Consider the following 16,933-nt stretch of genomic DNA (forward strand, 5'->3'; position numbering starts at 1 on the left):
TCCCCTTGATCGTCCGCACAAGGAGGCCATATGCGGGTCGTGATGTTCGGCTACCAGACCTGGGGGCACCGCACGCTCCAGGCCCTGCTGGACTCCGGGCACGAAATCGTCCTGGTCGTGACGCACCCCAAGAGCGATCACGCCTACGAGAAGATCTGGGACGACTCGGTCGCGGACCTGGCCGCCGAGCACGGCGTTCCGGTGCTGCTGCGCAACCGGCCCGACGACGAGGAGCTGATCGGCCGCCTCAAGGAGGCCGACCCCGACCTCCTGGTCGCCAACAACTGGCGGACCTGGATCCCGCCGCAGATCTTCAGCCTCCCGCGCCGCGGCACCCTCAACATCCACGACTCGCTGCTGCCCGCCTACGCGGGCTTCTCGCCGATCATCTGGGCGCTCATCAACGGCGAGAAAGAGGTCGGCGTCACCGCGCACATGATGAACGAGGAGCTGGACGCCGGCGACATCGTGGTGCAGCGCGCCGTCCCGGTCGGCCCGTCCGACACCGCCACCGACCTGTTCCACCGCACCGTCGACCTCATCGGCCCGATCGTCGCCGACGCGCTGGAGCTCATCGCCTCCGGCCGCACCGAGTTCACGCCTCAGGACCGCTCCAAGGCCAGCTTCTTCCACAAGCGCTCCATCGACGACGGCCGCATCGACTGGAACTGGCCGGCCGAGGACATCGAACGCCTGGTCCGCGCACAGTCCGACCCGTACCCCAACGCCTTCACCTACTACAAGGGCGAGCGCGTCCGCGTGCTGAAGGCGTCGGTCTCCCAGGGGATCTACGGCGGCACGCCGGGACGCGTCTTCATCCGCGAAGGCGACGGCGTGGTCATCGTCGCGGGAGCGGACGCCCGCCGCGGCCGCGGCCGCGGCCTCGTCATCGAGCGGGTCCGCACCGAGGACGGCGCCGACCTGCCGGCCACCGAACTCTTCCGCACGATGGGCGGCTACCTCACCGGCAGCGCATGACCGTCCCCGGGGCCGAGACCGCCGCCATGGCCGGCCTGCTCGCCGAGCTGGTGCGCATTCCCAGCGCCGGCGGCTCACCCGCGGAGACCGAGATCCAGGAACGCCTCGCCGCCTGGATGCGGGCCGAGGGCCTGGAGGTCGACGACTGGCCGATCCCCGTGGAGGAGCTGACCGCCGAGGCCGGCTTCCCCGGCATGGAAGTCCCGCGAACCCGGGCCCGCGGCCTGGTCGGCCGCCTCCCCGGCACCGGCGGCGGCCCCTCCCTCATGCTGAACTGCCATGTCGACGTCGTGCCGCCCGGCGACCCGGACGCCTGGACCGACGACCCGTACAGCGGGCGCCTCGACGGCGACCTGCTGTACGGGCGCGGCGCCTGCGACATGAAAGGCGGGCTGGTCGCCGCCTTGTTCGCACTGCTCGCACTGCGCGCCGTGCCGCTGCGCGGCGACCTGCTGATCGCCTGCGTGCCCGGCGAGGAGGACGGCGGTCTGGGCTCCTACGCCCTGCTGAAACGGGGCTGGCGGGCCGACGCCTGCGTCATCCCCGAACCGACCGGGCTGGACGTCGTGCCCGCCAACGCCGGAGCGCTGACCTTCCGGCTCCGCATCCGCGGCCGCGCCGCCCATGCCGCCCGCCGCGAGGGCGGAGTGAGCGCGGTGGAGAAGTTCCTGCCCGTCTTCACCGCCCTGCGCCACCTGGAACGCCGGCGCAACACCGATGTCGATCCCCTCATGAAACGCTGGGACCTGCCCTACGCCATCGAGATCGGGACCGTCCACGCCGGCGACTGGTCGTCCACGGTCCCCGGCGACCTGGTCGCCGAGGGGCGCATCGGCGTAGCCCTGGGCGAGCCCGAGGAAGCCGCGCGACGCGCCCTGGAACGAACAGTGGCGAACGTATGCGCCTCCGACGACTGGCTGTCCCGCCACCCCGTCCAGGTCGAGTGGTGGGGCGGCCGCTTCGCCGCCGGCCGTCTCCCCGAACACGACAACGACCTGCTGGACCGGCTCACCAGGGCGCACACCGGCGTCACCGGCGAAGCCCCCGCTGTCTGGGGCGCCCCTTACGGCAGCGACCTACGTCTCCTCACCGGAATCGGCGGCATCCCGACCGTCCAATACGGCCCCGGCGACATCAGCCGCATGCACGCCCCTGACGAATGCGTGTCCCTCACCGAGGTCGCCACCGCCGCCCAAACCCTGGCCGCCCTCGCCCAGGCCCACTGCCGAACAGCCTGACCCAATGTGAGGCCGTGCGGCACTTCTGCGATGAGTCCTATGCGAGATGCTTCCGCGAAACCCCTCGGAGGCGGTCCGGTTCTCCGCGCCGGCGCCCGTCCAATCCCGTTCAAATTCGTTCGGCCGGTTGTCTGAACAGCTGAGACACCCTTTTGATGTCATAAGGATCTTGCTGGTCAGTCGGTGAAGCGCCGGTTCGCGAACGTCATGGACACGGCGCACGGACAGGGGCTGATGTGTTGACCTCCTCCCCCTCGTGAACGAGGGGGATTCCAACCCGTGGCCTCAGGAGAGGAGAAGGGGTTGAGGTTCGCGGTTCGTCCGCCCCGGCAACCCGGAGCGTCCCCGCGCAGCGACGGCCGGTCCGGCCGCCGTGCACACGAGTCCGAGTCCGGTCTCGTGGGCGATGTTGCGTGCCGCGTTCACATCGGCGTTGCCGGCGAAGCCGCAGGACCGGCACCGGAAACGCGCTTGGCTCTCACGCGCCTGCGGGTCGGTGGTCCCGCACGCCGAGCAGCGCTGCGAGGTGTACGCGGGATCGATCCTGTGGACGCGGCCGGGCGCCTTGTGCTCCAGCCGCTCGACCAGCAGGCCCCATCCGCTTGCCAGGATGCCCCGGTTCAGCCCCGCCTTCTGAGCGACGTTGCGTCCCGGGTGCTGGAGGGTGCCTTTGGCGGAGCGGGTCATGCCCCCGATGCGCAGGTCCTCGACACCGATCACCTCGAACTCGCGGGCCAGCCTGGTGGAGGTCTGCTCCACCCAGTTCTTGCGGCGGTCGCGCTCGCGGGCCTTGAGCCGGGCGAGCGCGGCCTTGAGCCGCGCGCGGCGGGCGGAGCCGCGCCGGGCACGCCCCGACTTGCGGGCCAGCAGTTCCAGGCGTCGTGTTTCTCCGGGTGTGAGGCCGGGGACCTTCAGCAACTCCCCGGTCGAGAGGGCGGCGCTGACGGCAACGCCCCGGTCCACCCCGACCACGCTTCCGTCACCAGGACCGGGAACCGGGGACGGGAGGTACGCGAACGCCACATGCCAGCGCCCTACCCGATCACGGGTCACCCGGTAGGACTTCACGCCCTCCGGCACCGGCCGCGACAAGCGGAACCGCACCCATCCGCACTTGGGCACCAGCACCGCACCCCACTTACGCGACAACCGCTCGACCTGGTGGGGTTTGACGCCGACCTGCCGGAACCCCTCATGCACACCCTGCTTGCGCCACGTGGGCCGCTTGTGCGTCCCGGCAAAGAAATTGCCCATCGCCTGCGCGAAGTCACGCAGCGCCTGCTGCTGCACGGTCTGGGACCCGGCCCGCAACCACGCGAACTCGGCACGGGCCGCGGTGAGCTGCCGGGACTGCTCGGTGTAGCCCGGCGCCCTCCCGCGCAGGTGCCGGGACCAGAAACCGTGTTGCTCCACGGCCAGGTTCCACACGTACCGGGCGTGCGCGCAATGCCCGAGCAGGACCTGCTCCTGCTCGGAGGTGGGGTCCAGGCGGTAACGCGGCACAGGGGTGAGCGTAGCGTGCACGCTCGAACACAGAGACGAAAACCTGCAGGATGGCGCCTGGCCTGGTCAACTGACATTCGCCCCGGGGGGAATGTCCTTTTCCTGCCCTGCTCCGCAGGGGGCCGATTCCTCCCCGGCCTCAATCAAGGCCGGGGTTTCCTCGGAGGTTCTTTGATGAAACGCAGCGGAGCGGTCATGCCCGGCAGGGGTCTGCCGCAGACAGTGATCTCCGTCGGTTTATTGGGCCCGTTCCAAGTGTCCGTGAACCAGGTCCCCGTCCAGTTGACGGCGGGCAGGCTGCGCATTCTGCTGGCGGTACTGGCGCTGTCATCGGGCAGGACGGTGGCGGTCGACCGCCTGGCATCGTCGGTGTGGACGGACGGCCATCAACCCAACAATGTTCGGCGCAGCATACAGACCTATATCGGACGGCTGCGAAGCCTGCTCGGCGCGGAGTCGATCGGCTCGACCCCCGCGGGCTATGTCCTGCGGGCCGGCTCGGAGCAGGTCGACGCACTCCGGTTCGTCGGATTATTGAAGAAATCCTCCGAGGCGTCGGACACCGCGGAGCGAACCGACCGCCTTCTCGAGGCGCTGGCCCTGTGGAGGGGAAGGCCGTTCGATGGAGTGCCGTCCTCACAACTGGCGGAGTCGGAAACGCCCTGGCTGCTGGAGGGGTACCTCACCGCGCTGGAACGGCGGCTCGACCTGGACCTCGCCGCAGGCCGGCACCGAGGACTGGTAGTCGAACTGAGTGAACTGGTCACGCGACATCCATTGCGCGAGTCGCTGTGGATCCGGCTGATCATCGCCCTCGACCGGTCGGGACGCCGTGCCGACGCGCTGGCGCAGTACGACCGGGCCCGCGCCAGGATCGCCACCGAACTCGGAGTGGACCCCGATCCGACCCTGCAGCGGGTTCACGCCGATCTCCTGGCGGGCCGATCGGCGCGTCTGGAGAGCGTGGCGAAGGTCCCCTGATGGTGAAGTCGTCCATGCGCGAAGCCGAGACCGAGGGCCAGGAGCGGCTCACGGCGGCGCTCGGCGATGGCAAGTCCCTCGTCAGCGAGCGCGACTCGTTCGGCAGGGAGCTGTGCAACGCCACCGGCGCCATCACCGAGAACCTCAACACCGCGAAGGCGACGCTGGAAGAACTCCAGGAAAGGCTGCGCCGATGAGCTTCAGGTCCCCGGCAGGCGGTCGGCAAGCTCCTGTGGGCGGCAGGCGGGTGATCAGCCGGCCGTCGGCCTGAACCTCCGTGAAAAGCACGGTCCTGCCTTGGCGGGATCTGCTAGATCTTTGATCTTTGATCTGATACTTTCCTGGGGACGATACGAGGGCCCCGTGATCGCCGGTGGCGCCACGGAGAAGGGAGCGCGGCATGCCTACCCGCGGACGGACACGATGCGCCTGACTCATCTGCAGCGGCTGGAAGCGGAGAGCATCCAGATCTTCCGCGAGGCCGTGGCCGAATCCGAGCGTCCGGTGATGCTCTACTCGGTCGGCAAGGACAGTTCGGTGATGCTGCACCTGGCCCTGAAGGCGTTCCACCCGTCAAGGCCCCCGTTCCCCTTGCTCCACGTCGACACGACGTGGAAGTTCAAGGCGATGTACGAATTCCGCGACGCCCTGGTGGCCGAGCTCGGCCTCGATCTGTTGGTGCACAAGAACCCGGAGTGCCTGGAACAGGGCATCAACCCCTTCGACCACGGCTCCGCGCTGCACACCGACATGTGGAAGACGGAGGGGCTCAAGCAGGCGCTGGACCTGCACCGCTTCGACCTCGCCTTCGGCGGGGCGCGGCGCGACGAGGAGAAGTCGCGCGCGAAGGAGCGGGTGTTCTCCTTCCGCTCGGCCCAGCACCGCTGGGACCCCAAGGCCCAGCGGCCGGAGCTGTGGCGGCTCTACAACGCGCGCAAGCATCCGGGGGAGAGCGTGCGCGTCTTCCCGCTGTCGGACTGGACCGAACTCGACGTCTGGCAGTACATCTACAAAGAAGACATCCCGATCGTTCCGCTCTACCACGCCGCGCCCCGTCCGATCGTCGAGCGCGACGGGGTGCTGGTGATGGCCGACGACGACCGCATGCGCCTGCACCCGGGTGAGGAACCGCGGATGCGCAGCGTCCGCTTCCGCACGCTCGGCTGCTATCCGCTCAGCGGCGCCGTCGAGAGCACCGCGTCGACGCTGCCCGAGATCATCCAGGAGATGCTGCTGACCACGACGTCGGAACGCCAGGGCCGCGCCATCGACCACGACTCGTCCGGGTCGATGGAGAAGAAGAAGCAGGAAGGCTACTTCTGATGGCGCACAGCACCACCGACCTCATCGCGAGCGACATCGAGTCCTACCTGGCGCTGCACGAGCAGAAGTCCATGCTGCGGTTCATCACCTGCGGCAGCGTCGACGACGGCAAGAGCACGTTGATCGGCCGGCTCCTCTACGACTCCAAGCTGGTGTTCGAGGACCACCTCACGGCCCTGGAGGCCGACTCCAGGAAGGTCGGGACCCAAGGCGGCGAGCTCGACTTCGCGCTGCTCGTCGACGGCCTCGCCGCCGAGCGCGAGCAGGGCATCACCATCGACGTCGCCTACCGGTTCTTCTCCACCGAGAAGCGCAAGTTCATCGTCGCCGACACGCCCGGCCACGAGCAGTACACGCGCAACATGGTCACGGGCGCCTCCACCGCCGACCTCGCGGTGATCCTCGTCGACGCGCGCAAGGGCGTGCTGACCCAGACCCGCCGCCACAGCTACCTCGTCTCGCTGCTCGGCATCCGCCAGGTCGTGCTCGCGGTCAACAAGCTGGACCTCAAGGAGTACTCCCAGCAGGTCTTCGACGCCATCGAGGCCGACTACCGCGGCTTCGCCGCGAGCATCGGGCTGACCGACGTCACCTGCATCCCGATGTCGGCCCTGCGCGGTGACAACGTCACCGAGCCCGGCCCCAACATGCCCTGGTACGACGGCCCCACGCTCGTCCGGCATCTCGAGACCGTCGTCATAGACGAAGATCTCGAGCCGACCCGTCCGTTCCGGATGCCCGTGCAATGGGTCAACCGGCCGGACCTGGATTTCCGTGGCTTCTCCGGCCGGGTCCTGGGCGGCACCGTCCGCGCCGGCGACCGGATCCGCGTTCTGCCGTCGGGCCGCGAGTCGACGGTCGCGCGCATCGTGACCCGCGACGGTGACCTCGACGAGGCCGTCCCGGGGCAGTCCGTGACCCTCACCCTCACCGACGAGATCGACATCAGCCGCGGCGACGTCATCGCCGCGGCCGGCGACCCGCCCGGCGTCGCGGACCAGTTCGAGTGCCACCTGGTCTGGATGAGCGAACAGCCGATGCTGCCCGGTCGCCCGTACCTGCTCAAGATCGGAGCCGGAACCACCGGCGCGAGCACGGCGCGGCCGAAGTACCGGGTCAATGTCAACACCCTCGAGCACACCGCCGCGAAGACGCTCGAACTGAACGAGATCGGCGTCGCGACGATCAACCTCGACCGGCCGATCGCCTTCGACCCCTATGCCGACAACTGCGAGATGGGCGGTTTCGTGCTTATCGACCGGTTCACCAATGACACGGTCGGCGCGGGCCTCATCGACTTCGCGCTCCGCCGCGCGCACAACGTCCACTGGCAGGCCATCGACGTCGACAAGCAGGCCCGCGCCCGGATCAAGGGCCAGCGTCCGGCCGTCGTCTGGTTCACCGGCCTGTCCGGCGCCGGCAAGTCCACCATCGCGAACCTGGTCGAGCGCAAGCTCCACGAGCAGGGGTTCCACACCTGCCTGCTCGACGGCGACAACGTCCGCCACGGCCTCAACAAGGATCTCGGCTTCACCGAAGCCGATCGGGTCGAGAACGTCCGCCGCGTCGCCGAGGTGTCCAGGCTCTTCGTCGAGGCGGGGGTGATCGTGCTCGCCTCGTTCATCTCCCCGTTCCGCGCGGAGCGTCGCCTCGCCCGCGACCTGCTCGGGGACGGCGAGTTCATCGAGGTGCACGTCGACGCGCCGCTCGAGGTCGCCGAGGGGCGTGACCGCAAGGGCCTGTACGCCAAGGCACGTCGTGGCGAGCTCGTGCACTTCACCGGCATCGACTCGCCGTATGAGGCCCCCGAGGCACCGGAGGTGCGTCTCGACGCCGGCGGGGCGGTACCGGCCGCGGACAACGCCGACCTCGTCGTCGAGTACCTGCGCCGGGCCGGCGTGCTCGCCCCGCCGACCGCGGATTCCTGATGCGGTGATCAGCCGCGACCCGCGACGGGCCGTCCGGACCCGGCCCGGGCGGGGAAGACGCAGGCCAGCGGTACGCCCGTCCCGGTACGATGACAGGACGGGCCAAGATCGGCTGGCTCGTCCGCGCCTGTCCGTGTGACCGTCCAGCACCCACGGGGTGTGTGAGTAGAAGGCAGCTGCGAACGTGCAACAGCGCCGTCTCGTTCGAACGAAGACACGTGCTGTCGTCGTCGATTACGTGCTCGAAGAGCTCTTCGAGGGGAGGCTCAAGTCGGGCGACCGGATCGACCTGGACGAGGTCTGCGAGGCGCTCGGCGTCAGCCGCCTCCCCGTCCGCGAAGCGATCGTCATGCTCGAGCGGGACGGGATCGTGTCGACGAAGTACCACCGCGGTGTCTACGTCGAGCCCTTCGACGCGGAGTCGATCATGGACGACTTCGAGATCATGGGGGTGTTGAGCGGCATCGCGCTGCGCCGGCTCACCGACAAGCGCGACTCCGAGACCATCGCCGCCCTCCAGCGCCTCGTCGACGAACTGCGGTCGGCGGACCCGGAGGACGGGGAGCGCGTCTTCGAGCTGGTGCAGCAGATCATCACCCTGGAGCACCGCGCCGGCGGATCGCGCCGACTGCGCGCCGAACTGCGGTCCTACCAGGGATTCCTGCCCCAGGCCTTCCGCGTCGGCGCCGGCCGGAACCACGCCGACACCGTCAGGGCGCATGACCTCGTGGTCCGCGCCATCGCCGAAGGCGACGGCGAGCAGGCGGCCCGGCACCGGTTGGAGGACTTCCGAGACGCCGGCGAGCGGGTCGTGCGCGAACTCGAACGGCGAGGCGTCCTCAGCGGCGCTTGATCGCGGCGCCCTTGCCCGCCGCGCCCGGGAGCGCCTCGCCGGACGTTCCTAAGGAACCCGGTAGCCGTCACGTGTGAGCAGGCGGACGGGGTCGGTGCCGTCCCACGCGGCGCAGGTCTGCGAGATGTTGTGCAGCCGGGCGAGAAACGTCGGCGTTCGCTCGACCACTTCGGTGAAGAAGCCGAAGTCGGCGGCGGTGTCGAAGTACGCGACGCGGAAGCTTCCGTTGTCGCTCTCCGCGGCGAGTTCATAGCCGAGCCGCTCGTAGTGCGCCTTCTTGCCGTCGTAGTCGTGGGTCACGGTGCACAGCTGGTGGAGCCCGGACACCCGGCCGCGGCGCCATTCCCGGTAGATGCTGGGACGGTCGCAGTGCTGCTGGACGAGTTCGATCTGCACCGGGCCCGCCTGCGCCACCGCGATCTGGAGGGTCGCGGTGGACCGCTCCCCGCGGTACGTCGTGTGCTGGTCGACGACCGGTAGGACGTGGAAGGGGCCGACGCCGAAGACCCGAGCCCATGTGGACGCGGCGCCGAGCAGGTCATTGACGAGGAACCCGAGCTGGAAGAACCGGTAGTCGCCCTCCGGCCAGGTCTGGTCGAACAGTGGATGCCTTGCGCTGTCCATCGCGTCGTGCCCTGTCCTGTTCATCGGGTCGTGAGGGGGCGGACGAGTACCTCCTGCGCCACGCTCGCGACGAGACGTCCGTCGGTGTCGTGGACGGCGCCGCGGGTGAGCCCGCGGTCGCCGACGATGGCGAGCGCTTCCTGAGTGTGGAGGTGCCAGCGGTCGAAGCGAACCGGCCGGTGAAGCCAGATGGCGTGATCGAGGCTGAAGCCGGTGAACTTCCCCGGACCGGACCCGTCCGGATGGGCGCGGAAGGCCATGTCCATCAGAAGGAAGTCACTGGCGTAAGCGAGGAGTGCGGCGTGTAGCGCCCGGTCCTCGCCGACGTCGCGGGGGAGCCGCATCCAATGCGACCGCGTCCCGCTCGCCGAGGGCCCGCCGAGGAAGGTCGGCGCCTCACCGATGCGCATCTCGAGGGGAGGCGGCCGGTCGATCCAGCTGCGACCGAGCTCCTGCTGCTCGGCGGGCAGTTCATGTGCCCAGTGCTGGATCAGGGGCAGTTCCTCTGGTCGCGGAGTTTCCGGAGCCGGCCCGCAAACGTCCGGCTCGGTGGCGTTGGCGTGGAACAAGACGATCGCTACCAGCCGTGGCCGGTCCTCCTGGAGCACCGTGACCCGCCGCGTCGCCACCGAGCGGCCGTCGCGCACGCGGTCGACCGCCAAGGTGGCCGGCCGGTCGGGCGCGCCGGCCTCGACGAAGGCGGCGTGCAGGGCGTGCGGGTCCTTCCCGGTCACCGTCGCGCTCGCCGCGAGCAGCGCCTGCGCGAGGAGTTGACCGCCGAAGACGCGGTCCGGGTGGCGTCCGGGTTCGGACGGCACCCGGAACCTGTCGTCGCCGTCCGGTTGCAGCCGCAGCGCCGCGAGGAGGCCGTCGAGCGAGGCGAGCATCGTCCGTTCTGGACGGTTGTCATGTTCGAGCACCCTGCTATTCTGACCCAAGTTAGATCAAAGATCAAAGCTTACGGATTCAGGGTGGTGCCATGCTGAGCGGTGAGAAGATCCTGGTGACCGGGCCCGCCGGGCGTATCGCGTTCGGCCTCGCCCGATCCCTCGCCGCCGACAACGAGGTCTGGGGGATCGCCCGCTTCGGCGACGCGGCGACCCGGGCGGAGGTCGAGGCGCTGGGGGTGACCACCCGCGCGGTCGACATCGGCGACGGCGACTTCGGCGACCTGCCGACCGACTTCACCTACCTCCTGCACATCGCCGCCGACTTCGGCGACGATTACGAGCGGGCCCTGCGGGTGAACGCGGAAGGGACAGGGCTCCTGCTCGCGCACTGCCGCGACGCGAAGGCCGCCCTGGTGATGTCGACGGTCACCGTGTACAAGCCGCACCCCGATCCCTGGCACCCCTTCCGGGAAGACGACCCGCTGGGCGACGCCGGGCTGCCGCACCCGAAGCCGTACTCGATCGGCAAGATCGCCGAGGAGGCCGTGGCGCGCTACTGCGCCCGAGCCTTCGACCTTCCCGTCACCATCGCCCGCATGGGCAGCGCCTACGGCGACCGCGGTGGCCTCCCCGCCTCCTACCTGCATGCCATCGCAGCGGGTCAGCAGGTGCCCGCCCGCTGGGACCCGCTGCCCTACACGCCGATCCACGATGACGACATCGCCGCCCATCTGGAGCCGCTGCTCGACGCGGCCGGCGTGCCGGCCGCGATCGTGAACTGGGCCGGCGACGAAGCCGTGAGCGTGCAGCAATGGTCGGCCTACTTCGGTGAACTGCTCGGCGTCGACGCCGACGTGGTGGTCGAGCCGGTTCCCGGCGCGTCCATCGGATCGGTCGGCGACCACACCAAGCGGTCCTCGATCACCGGTCCCTGCCGCGTGCACTGGCAAGACGGGTTCCGCCGAATGGCCGCCCAGTTCTATCCCGACCGCGTCAAGGCGGCCTGAGCCATGGCACGCTATCCGTCGGCCGACCAGTTGCTGGCCGAGGCCATGGAGGAATCAGGTCACGCGGACTTCGGCCCCGGGGATTTCCGCGAAGGCCTCATGGTGCTGCTCGACAGCCTGGAGCGCGACGGCGACCTCGATCCGGAGGCCGACCCCCGCGTGATCGGCGACTTCCGCAGGCGCCTGGTCAACCGCCTCGAGGTCGAGGCGTGGTACGCCGAGCACCCCGAAGTCGAGGACGTCACCGTGCGGGGCCCCGTCGACATCAACGGCCTGCCGCGGACGGGCACGACCGCTCTCGCCGACATGCTTTCGCTCGCCCCTCGGTTCCGCTGCCTGAGAGGCTGGGAGCAGGCCCGACCCTGCCCGCCCCCGACGCGCGAGCACGAGGCCACCGACCCGCGGCGCGTGCGGTTCGTCAAGGACTGGGAGAACAACTCGGCCGAGCACCGGGCGATGCACATCTTCGAGCCGGACGCCACGATGGAGGACACCGAGCTCCTCGGCATGGCCTTTCACGGCCAGCAGATGGTGCTGCCAGTGCCCGGCTACCGCGACTGGTGGCGGGAGGCGGACCTGACCGAGACCTACCACTACCACCGTCGCGTGGTGAAGCTCCTGGGATCGCGCCGCCCGCCGGATCTGTGGCTGTTCAAGGCCCCGCACCACAAGTTCCACCTGGAAGCGCTCGTGTCGGCGTATCCGGACATCCGCTTCGTCATGACCCACCGGGACCCGGCCAAGGTGGTTCCGTCGTACGCGAGCCTGGTCTCGTCGATCACGCCGCCCGCCGACGGCGAGCGCGATCTGGCGAAGCTCGGCCGGGAGATCTGCGACCACCTGCGGATCGGCATGGAACACGCCATCGAAGCGCGCGCCGCCATCGGCGAGGACCGGTTCCTCGACGTCCACCACCGCCGCCTGGTCACCGACCCCATGGGCACCGTTCGCCAGGTGTACGACTGGCTGGGCTTCGAGCTCACGCCGTCGGTCGCGCGGGCGATGCGCGACTGGCAGGAGGCCAACCGCGTCGGTGCCCACGGCACCCACCGGTACACCGCCGAGCAGTTCGGCCTGAGCGCCGGTCAGATCCGTTCCGATTACGACGCCTACATCCGACGGTTCGACGTTGCGCTGGAGGGCTGACCCAGATGACCGAACTCCCGACCTGGTCCGACCAGATGAGGGCACTAGAGGGCGTGGTCGACAACCTCCTGCCCACGTGGCGCCCGGACGGGGCGACCGAGGCCGAGGTCCAGGACATGAACAAGCTCGCGCTCTCGATCCTCGCCTGCGGCTACATGTGCCGCGTGTACACCGATTCCCGCCGGCCCGTGTTCATGCCGCTGTGGAACTACGCGTGCAACCAGGGCGGCCCCAACCCCGACTACGTGTACTCGATGATCGAGATCGATGCGAAAGGCGTCTACCAGATCTCCGGGTACCGCGGAACGACCCGCTTCGTCGAGATCACGCAGCAGGAGCCGGAGATGACCAGCCCGTCCCTGCTCACCGAGCCGCGCACCGGCCCGCCCCTGCGGGTGACCAACGACCTCGACGAGCTCACTATCGGCGAGGACGGCTACTTCAGCGTGGTGGTCAGCGCCGAACGCCCCGAGGACCACACCGGTGACTGGTGGCCGCTCGATCCCCGCACCCGGCGGCTTCTGATGCGCAAGTGCTCGTGCGACTGGAGACACGAGGTCGACGCCCGGGTCGCGGTCAACCGCCTGGACGATCCCGGCGAGGACATGACGCCCGAGGAGATCGCCCGTCGCTTCTCCGACATGGCGGAGTGGATCGAAGGGATGATCAAGTTCGACATGCTGCTGGTCCGCTACTACCGGGAGCACCACGGGGTCAACGTCCTGCTGCGCTCCAAGTGGATCGACGAGGTGGGCGGACTGGCGAAGCAGGCCTACTACGACGGGATCCACGAGATCCACGACGACGAGGCCCTGATCGTCGAGGTGCCCCTCCCCGAGCAGTGCCACTACTGGCAGATCCTCGTCGCGGACGACCGGTTCGCGACCGTCGACTGGGTGAACCGCCAGTCGAGCCTGAACGACGTGCAGGCGCGCATCGACGGCGATGGCACGCTCCGTGTCGTCATCTCGAAACAGGACCCGGGTGTGCACAACTGGCTGGACAAGGCCGATTTCCCCTGGGGCATCATTCAGATGCGCTTCTACCTGGCGAACGCGTATCCGGATGCCGCGGTCACGAAGGTCCCCGTCGCCGAGGTGCTCCAGCACCTGCCGCCCGACACGCCCGTCCTGACGCCGGCCGAGCGCCGGGAGCAACTCCGCGCCCGGCGGGAGGGCGCGCAACTCCGGCGGATCTGGTGAGGCGAAGCGAGCGATGACCGAGACGACAATGGTCCGCACGGACCGGTTCGGCCGCGCGCGGTCAGCCCCGTGGCCGGCGGGATGAGCGGACGCGCCGTGACCACCCGACCGTTCCGGTTCTGCACCGGCCCAGGACGGCTTCCCGACCGTGCCGCACTCGTCGAGGCGGGGCGGTCCATCGAGCGGCTCGGTTATGCGACCTTCGCGCTGCCCGACCACTTCATGATCCCGTTCGCTCCGCTGCTGGCCCTGCAGGCGGTCGCCGACGCGACGAGCACCCTGCGCGTCACCCAGACCGTCCTGAACCAGGACTTCCGGCATCCCGCCGTGAGGCCTTCTTCCAGCGGTTCCACCGCCGGCTTGGCGACGCCGTCCCGTCCCGAGACGGGCTTCGCGCCTCGCCCCTGCTCGCCATCGGCACCCTGGACGAGGTGTGCGAGAAGCTTGTGCGGACCCGGGAGAGCCTCGGGATCAGCTACCTCATGGCACCCATCGGGGCGCCGCCCGAGTCGCTGGCGCCGGTCATCGAACGGCTGTCGGGACGGTGACGCCCCCGACGGAAGGAGGCCACATGGGTGACGGGCCCGGGGAGCCGAACAGATGACGATCGACCTCGCGCTGACCCCGGACAGCAGGTGGGACATCGACGTCGCGGGCCTCGTCGCGGCCGCCGGCGCCGCCGGCTTCGCCGCCGTCGGAGTGGCCGGGCGGCATGCCGATGCCTCCAGCGCGGCGGCCCTGGCCCACGGCGCGCTGCGGTGCCACGAACTGCTGGCCCTGTTGATGACCGGCGACCACGAGTCCACCGTGCACAACGCGCACATGCTCGCCGAGGCGGCGGCCGTCGTGAAGGCGCAGTGGGTGCTCACCACGTTCGCGGCGCCGCCGGACCAGATCACCGCTCCGCTGATCGAACGGTGCGCGGCCATGTTCGCCGAGGCCGGCGCGGGAATGGCGGTCGAATTCAGTCCGCTCGGCACGGTCACCTCGATCTCCGCCGCCCTGGACGTGGTCGAGGCCGCCGGCGCCGACCGGGCAGGGGTGCTGATCGACTCCTGGCACTTCTTCCGCGGGGACAGCACCTGGGACCAGCTGGAGCGCGTGTCGCTCGACCGGATCGCCTATGTCCAGTTCAGCGACGCCCCGGCCCCGGTGTCGGACAACGCCATGAAGGAGACGATCAACCGCCGCGTGATGCCCGGTGACGGGACCTTCGAACTCGACCGGTTCGCCTCGGCCCTCCTCGAACGAGGCTGGTCTGGTCTGGTGAGCGTCGAGGTGCTCAACGCCCGGCTGCGCGAGCTCCCAGTCCCCGAATTCACGAGATTGGCCTATCAGACCACCGCCCGGTACTGGCGGTGACCGACGAGGGCGACCATCGCTGACCCAGGAGTGCAAATGAGCGAACCCGACTTCCCCGGCCAACACGACTACTCTCTCCTCGGCGAGAACCACGTCCGCGCGTACCGCGAGAGCGGCGGCGAGGTCGGCTACATGTGGAACGGCGCCCCCACCCTGCTGCTGACGACCGTCGGACGCCGCAGCGGCCGGCCGCGCACGATCGCGATCATCTACGGTCGCGACGGGAACGACCACCTGCTCATCGCGTCGCGGGGCGGCGCGCCGAAGCATCCCCACTGGTACCTGAACCTCCAGGCGAACCCCGAGGCCGAGATCCAGGTCAAGAGTGAGATCATCCAGGTCACGGCGCACACCGCGGCGGAGGCCGAGAAGCCTCGCCTCTGGAAGATCATGACCGGCATCTGGCCGAACTATGACGTCTATCAGGAACGCACTGACCGAATCATCCCCGTCGTGGTGCTGAGGCCGCGATGAGGGGGCTTGCCGGGAAGGCCTTCATCGTCGCCGGTGCCGGTTCTGGGATCGGTGCCGCCGCCGCCGTGCGGCTGGCAGAGGAAGGCGCTTCGGTGGTCGTCGGCGACCTCAACGCCGAGAACGCGGAGAAGGTCGCGGCCCGGATCGGCCGACAGGGCGGTTCCGCCGTGGCCGTGCCATTCGACATCGCCGACGAGTCCTCGGTCGACGCTCTCGTCCGGCGAACGCTCGATGTCTTCGCCCGTGTCGACGGCGTTCACATCAACGCCGCCGACTTGTCGCCGGCCACGTTCGAACGTGACGCCGATCCCGCGACGGTCCCACTGGAGATCTTCGACCGCACCATCGCGGTGAATCTCCGGGGCCATCTCCTCTTGACGCAACGCGTGCTGCCCGAGCTCCGCGAGCGTGGCGGCAGCATCGTGTACACCGCGTCGGCGGCGGCCATCACCGGCGGGTCGGGGCGCAGCGCCTACGCGATGTCGAAAGGCGGACTCTTGTCGCTGTCACGGCACGTCGCCCATGGCCACGGCAAGCAGGGCATCCGTTCGAATGTCGTGGCGCCGGGCCACGTCCTGACCGAGGGGGTGCTCTCCCGCGCCGCGAACGACAAGTCGCTCTTGGAGCGCTCCCTCGCCGGAGTGCCGTCCACGCGACTCGGCGAAGCCGCCGACATCGCCGCCGCCGTCGCCTTCCTGCTCTCCGACGACGCCACCTGGATCAACGGTCAGATCCTCAGCATCGACGGCGGTGCGACCATGCGCTGAGCGCACCGATCGGGTGCCTGAAGGTCGCCGGTGGCGCGGCCCGGCGGTCAGCTTGGGGAGGGATCGGCGTAGACGCCGTGCAGCATGCCGGTCCCCTGGCCGATCTCGATGAGGTACCCGTCCGGGTCGCGCATGTAGCAGCGAATCTCGGCTTTGCGGTCCAGGGGCTCGGTCACGAAGGTCGCGCCTTGGGCGCGTGCGGCTTCATAGAACGCCATGATGTCGGCCACGCGGACGTTCATGAAGGACGACACCGGGTCCCCGGGCTCGGGCGATCTGAGAACGATATCCGGCTTGTCGGGGGTCGGGCCGCCGCCGGGGTTGAGGATGATCCAGCTGTTGGAGATCCGCACGATCGCGGGGTTCTCAGCCAGCACGACCTGCCCGCCGAAGATCCTGGCGTAGAAGTCACGAGACACCGCGACGTCCCGCACGGTCAGGAAGTGCGTGATCACCAGTCCGTGTTCGGGGGCCGGAAGGTCGGCGCGGTTCACCATCGGTCTCTCCTCCAGGGATCTTGGACGCTACCGGTCATCTCCCCGGAGGCGATCTTTGGGAGACCTCGGCCGCGCAACGAATGGTCCCGGAATCGACAGATGAGCCTTGGTGAGGCCGAGGAGTTCGACCAGCCGGCCTGCGTCGTCGCGGGGATCGTGG

17 protein-coding genes and 1 pseudogene are annotated in these 16,933 nt (G+C 69.4%); 14 read left to right on the forward strand and 4 right to left on the reverse strand.

The genetic code is table 11. The features are described from left to right. Positions 1–30: 30 nt before the first annotated feature. Together ABD340_RS09365 and ABD340_RS09370 are read left to right on the forward strand one after the other, a co-directional pair. A complete protein-coding gene (locus ABD340_RS09365) occupies positions 31–978 on the forward strand; it encodes a methionyl-tRNA formyltransferase (protein WP_344588260.1) in 948 nt (315 codons plus the stop codon). Next, the gene (locus ABD340_RS09370; protein WP_344588261.1) at positions 975–2,216 is read left to right on the forward strand and encodes an ArgE/DapE family deacylase; all 1,242 of its coding nucleotides are present in this window, start codon (positions 975–977) and stop codon (positions 2,214–2,216) included. The genes ABD340_RS09365 and ABD340_RS09370 overlap by 4 nt, the downstream gene beginning before the upstream one ends. A 285-nt stretch (positions 2,217–2,501) precedes the next feature. On the opposite strand, the gene ABD340_RS09375 is transcribed toward ABD340_RS09370, so the two are convergent. Further along, entirely contained in the window at positions 2,502–3,719 is a 1,218-nt protein-coding gene (locus ABD340_RS09375; protein WP_344588263.1) for an RNA-guided endonuclease InsQ/TnpB family protein, read from the reverse strand. 195 nt (positions 3,720–3,914) lie between these two features. Here ABD340_RS09375 and ABD340_RS09380 point away from each other — a divergent pair, with 195 nt between their 5' ends. The 5 genes from ABD340_RS09380 to ABD340_RS09400 all read left to right on the forward strand — a co-directional run bounded on the left by ABD340_RS09380 (position 3,915) and on the right by ABD340_RS09400 (position 8,804). Further along, complete coding sequence (locus ABD340_RS09380) at positions 3,915–4,700, forward strand: AfsR/SARP family transcriptional regulator (RefSeq protein ID WP_344588264.1); 786 nt, start codon at positions 3,915–3,917, stop codon at positions 4,698–4,700. Next, a complete protein-coding gene (locus tag ABD340_RS09385) occupies positions 4,700–4,897 on the forward strand; it encodes a hypothetical protein (protein WP_344588265.1) in 198 nt (65 codons plus the stop codon). Before ABD340_RS09380 ends, ABD340_RS09385 begins: the two co-directional genes overlap by 1 nt. A gap of 166 nt (positions 4,898–5,063) precedes the next feature. Further along, the gene (cysD, locus tag ABD340_RS09390; protein WP_425547327.1) at positions 5,064–6,023 is read left to right on the forward strand and encodes a sulfate adenylyltransferase subunit CysD; all 960 of its coding nucleotides are present in this window, start codon (positions 5,064–5,066) and stop codon (positions 6,021–6,023) included. Continuing rightward, positions 6,023–7,951, forward strand: coding sequence for a sulfate adenylyltransferase subunit CysN (gene cysN, locus ABD340_RS09395; RefSeq protein WP_344588266.1), 1,929 nt, complete (start codon positions 6,023–6,025; stop codon positions 7,949–7,951). The genes cysD and cysN overlap by 1 nt, the downstream gene beginning before the upstream one ends. A gap of 184 nt (positions 7,952–8,135) precedes the next feature. Beyond that, entirely contained in the window at positions 8,136–8,804 is a 669-nt protein-coding gene (locus tag ABD340_RS09400) for a GntR family transcriptional regulator (RefSeq protein WP_344588267.1), read from the forward strand. A 48-nt stretch (positions 8,805–8,852) separates the two neighbouring features. Here ABD340_RS09400 and ABD340_RS09405 read toward each other — a convergent pair whose 3' ends face one another. Both ABD340_RS09405 and ABD340_RS09410 read right to left on the reverse strand, forming a co-directional pair. After that, positions 8,853–9,428, reverse strand: coding sequence for a VOC family protein (locus ABD340_RS09405; protein WP_344588268.1), 576 nt, complete (start codon positions 9,426–9,428; stop codon positions 8,853–8,855). Between the two features lie 20 nt (positions 9,429–9,448). Continuing rightward, positions 9,449–10,348 carry an acyl-CoA thioesterase gene (locus ABD340_RS09410; RefSeq protein WP_344588269.1) on the reverse strand — a complete coding sequence of 300 codons (900 nt, stop codon included), beginning with the start codon at positions 10,346–10,348 and terminating at the stop codon, positions 9,449–9,451. Positions 10,349–10,407: 59 nt separating this feature from the next. On the opposite strand from ABD340_RS09410, the gene ABD340_RS09415 reads away from it, so the two are divergent. From ABD340_RS09415 to ABD340_RS09440, 7 genes and pseudogenes are all read left to right on the forward strand, one after another. Beyond that, positions 10,408–11,325, forward strand: coding sequence for an NAD-dependent epimerase/dehydratase family protein (locus tag ABD340_RS09415; RefSeq protein WP_344588270.1), 918 nt, complete (start codon positions 10,408–10,410; stop codon positions 11,323–11,325). A gap of 3 nt (positions 11,326–11,328) precedes the next feature. After that, on the forward strand, positions 11,329–12,471 hold the full coding sequence (locus ABD340_RS09420; RefSeq protein ID WP_344588271.1) for a sulfotransferase family protein: 1,143 nt from the start codon (positions 11,329–11,331) through the stop codon (positions 12,469–12,471). A gap of 5 nt (positions 12,472–12,476) precedes the next feature. After that, positions 12,477–13,673, forward strand: a complete 1,197-nt coding sequence (locus ABD340_RS09425) for a DUF1214 domain-containing protein (RefSeq protein WP_344588272.1) — start codon at positions 12,477–12,479, stop codon at positions 13,671–13,673. Positions 13,674–13,754: 81 nt separating this feature from the next. Then, a pseudogene (locus ABD340_RS47900) lies at positions 13,755–13,991 on the forward strand (LLM class flavin-dependent oxidoreductase); the annotation flags it as partial. 282 nt (positions 13,992–14,273) lie between these two features. Continuing rightward, the gene (locus ABD340_RS09430; protein WP_344588273.1) at positions 14,274–15,035 is read left to right on the forward strand and encodes a sugar phosphate isomerase/epimerase family protein; all 762 of its coding nucleotides are present in this window, start codon (positions 14,274–14,276) and stop codon (positions 15,033–15,035) included. A 36-nt stretch (positions 15,036–15,071) separates the two neighbouring features. Then, the gene (locus tag ABD340_RS09435) at positions 15,072–15,509 is read left to right on the forward strand and encodes a nitroreductase family deazaflavin-dependent oxidoreductase (RefSeq protein ID WP_344588275.1); all 438 of its coding nucleotides are present in this window, start codon (positions 15,072–15,074) and stop codon (positions 15,507–15,509) included. Then, on the forward strand, positions 15,506–16,276 hold the full coding sequence (locus ABD340_RS09440) for an SDR family NAD(P)-dependent oxidoreductase (protein WP_344588277.1): 771 nt from the start codon (positions 15,506–15,508) through the stop codon (positions 16,274–16,276). The genes ABD340_RS09435 and ABD340_RS09440 overlap by 4 nt, the downstream gene beginning before the upstream one ends. A 47-nt stretch (positions 16,277–16,323) precedes the next feature. Here the strand turns inward: ABD340_RS09440 and ABD340_RS09445 are convergent, their stop codons facing one another. Beyond that, a complete protein-coding gene (locus tag ABD340_RS09445; protein ID WP_344588278.1) occupies positions 16,324–16,773 on the reverse strand; it encodes a VOC family protein in 450 nt (149 codons plus the stop codon). Between the last annotated feature and the right edge of the window lie 160 nt (positions 16,774–16,933).

This window comes from Actinomadura vinacea (assembly GCF_039532545.1).
GTDB classification, from domain to species: Bacteria; Actinomycetota; Actinomycetes; order Streptosporangiales; family Streptosporangiaceae; genus Spirillospora; species Spirillospora vinacea.

Coding starts and splice junctions, on each gene's coding strand:
- ABD340_RS09430 (WP_344588273.1), top strand. CDS start 14,274: ATGACGATCGACCTCGCGCTGACCCCGGACAGCAGGTGGGACATCGAC.
- ABD340_RS09445 (WP_344588278.1), bottom strand. CDS start 16,773: ATGGTGAACCGCGCCGACCTTCCGGCCCCCGAACACGGACTGGTGATC.
- ABD340_RS09425 (WP_344588272.1), top strand. CDS start 12,477: ATGACCGAACTCCCGACCTGGTCCGACCAGATGAGGGCACTAGAGGGC.
- ABD340_RS09365 (WP_344588260.1), top strand. CDS start 31: ATGCGGGTCGTGATGTTCGGCTACCAGACCTGGGGGCACCGCACGCTC.
- ABD340_RS09435 (WP_344588275.1), top strand. CDS start 15,072: ATGAGCGAACCCGACTTCCCCGGCCAACACGACTACTCTCTCCTCGGC.
- cysN (WP_344588266.1), top strand. CDS start 6,023: ATGGCGCACAGCACCACCGACCTCATCGCGAGCGACATCGAGTCCTAC.
- ABD340_RS09420 (WP_344588271.1), top strand. CDS start 11,329: ATGGCACGCTATCCGTCGGCCGACCAGTTGCTGGCCGAGGCCATGGAG.
- ABD340_RS09415 (WP_344588270.1), top strand. CDS start 10,408: ATGCTGAGCGGTGAGAAGATCCTGGTGACCGGGCCCGCCGGGCGTATC.
- ABD340_RS09440 (WP_344588277.1), top strand. CDS start 15,506: ATGAGGGGGCTTGCCGGGAAGGCCTTCATCGTCGCCGGTGCCGGTTCT.
- ABD340_RS09370 (WP_344588261.1), top strand. CDS start 975: ATGACCGTCCCCGGGGCCGAGACCGCCGCCATGGCCGGCCTGCTCGCC.
- ABD340_RS09385 (WP_344588265.1), top strand. CDS start 4,700: ATGGTGAAGTCGTCCATGCGCGAAGCCGAGACCGAGGGCCAGGAGCGG.
- ABD340_RS09405 (WP_344588268.1), bottom strand. CDS start 9,428: ATGGACAGCGCAAGGCATCCACTGTTCGACCAGACCTGGCCGGAGGGC.
- ABD340_RS09380 (WP_344588264.1), top strand. CDS start 3,915: ATGCCCGGCAGGGGTCTGCCGCAGACAGTGATCTCCGTCGGTTTATTG.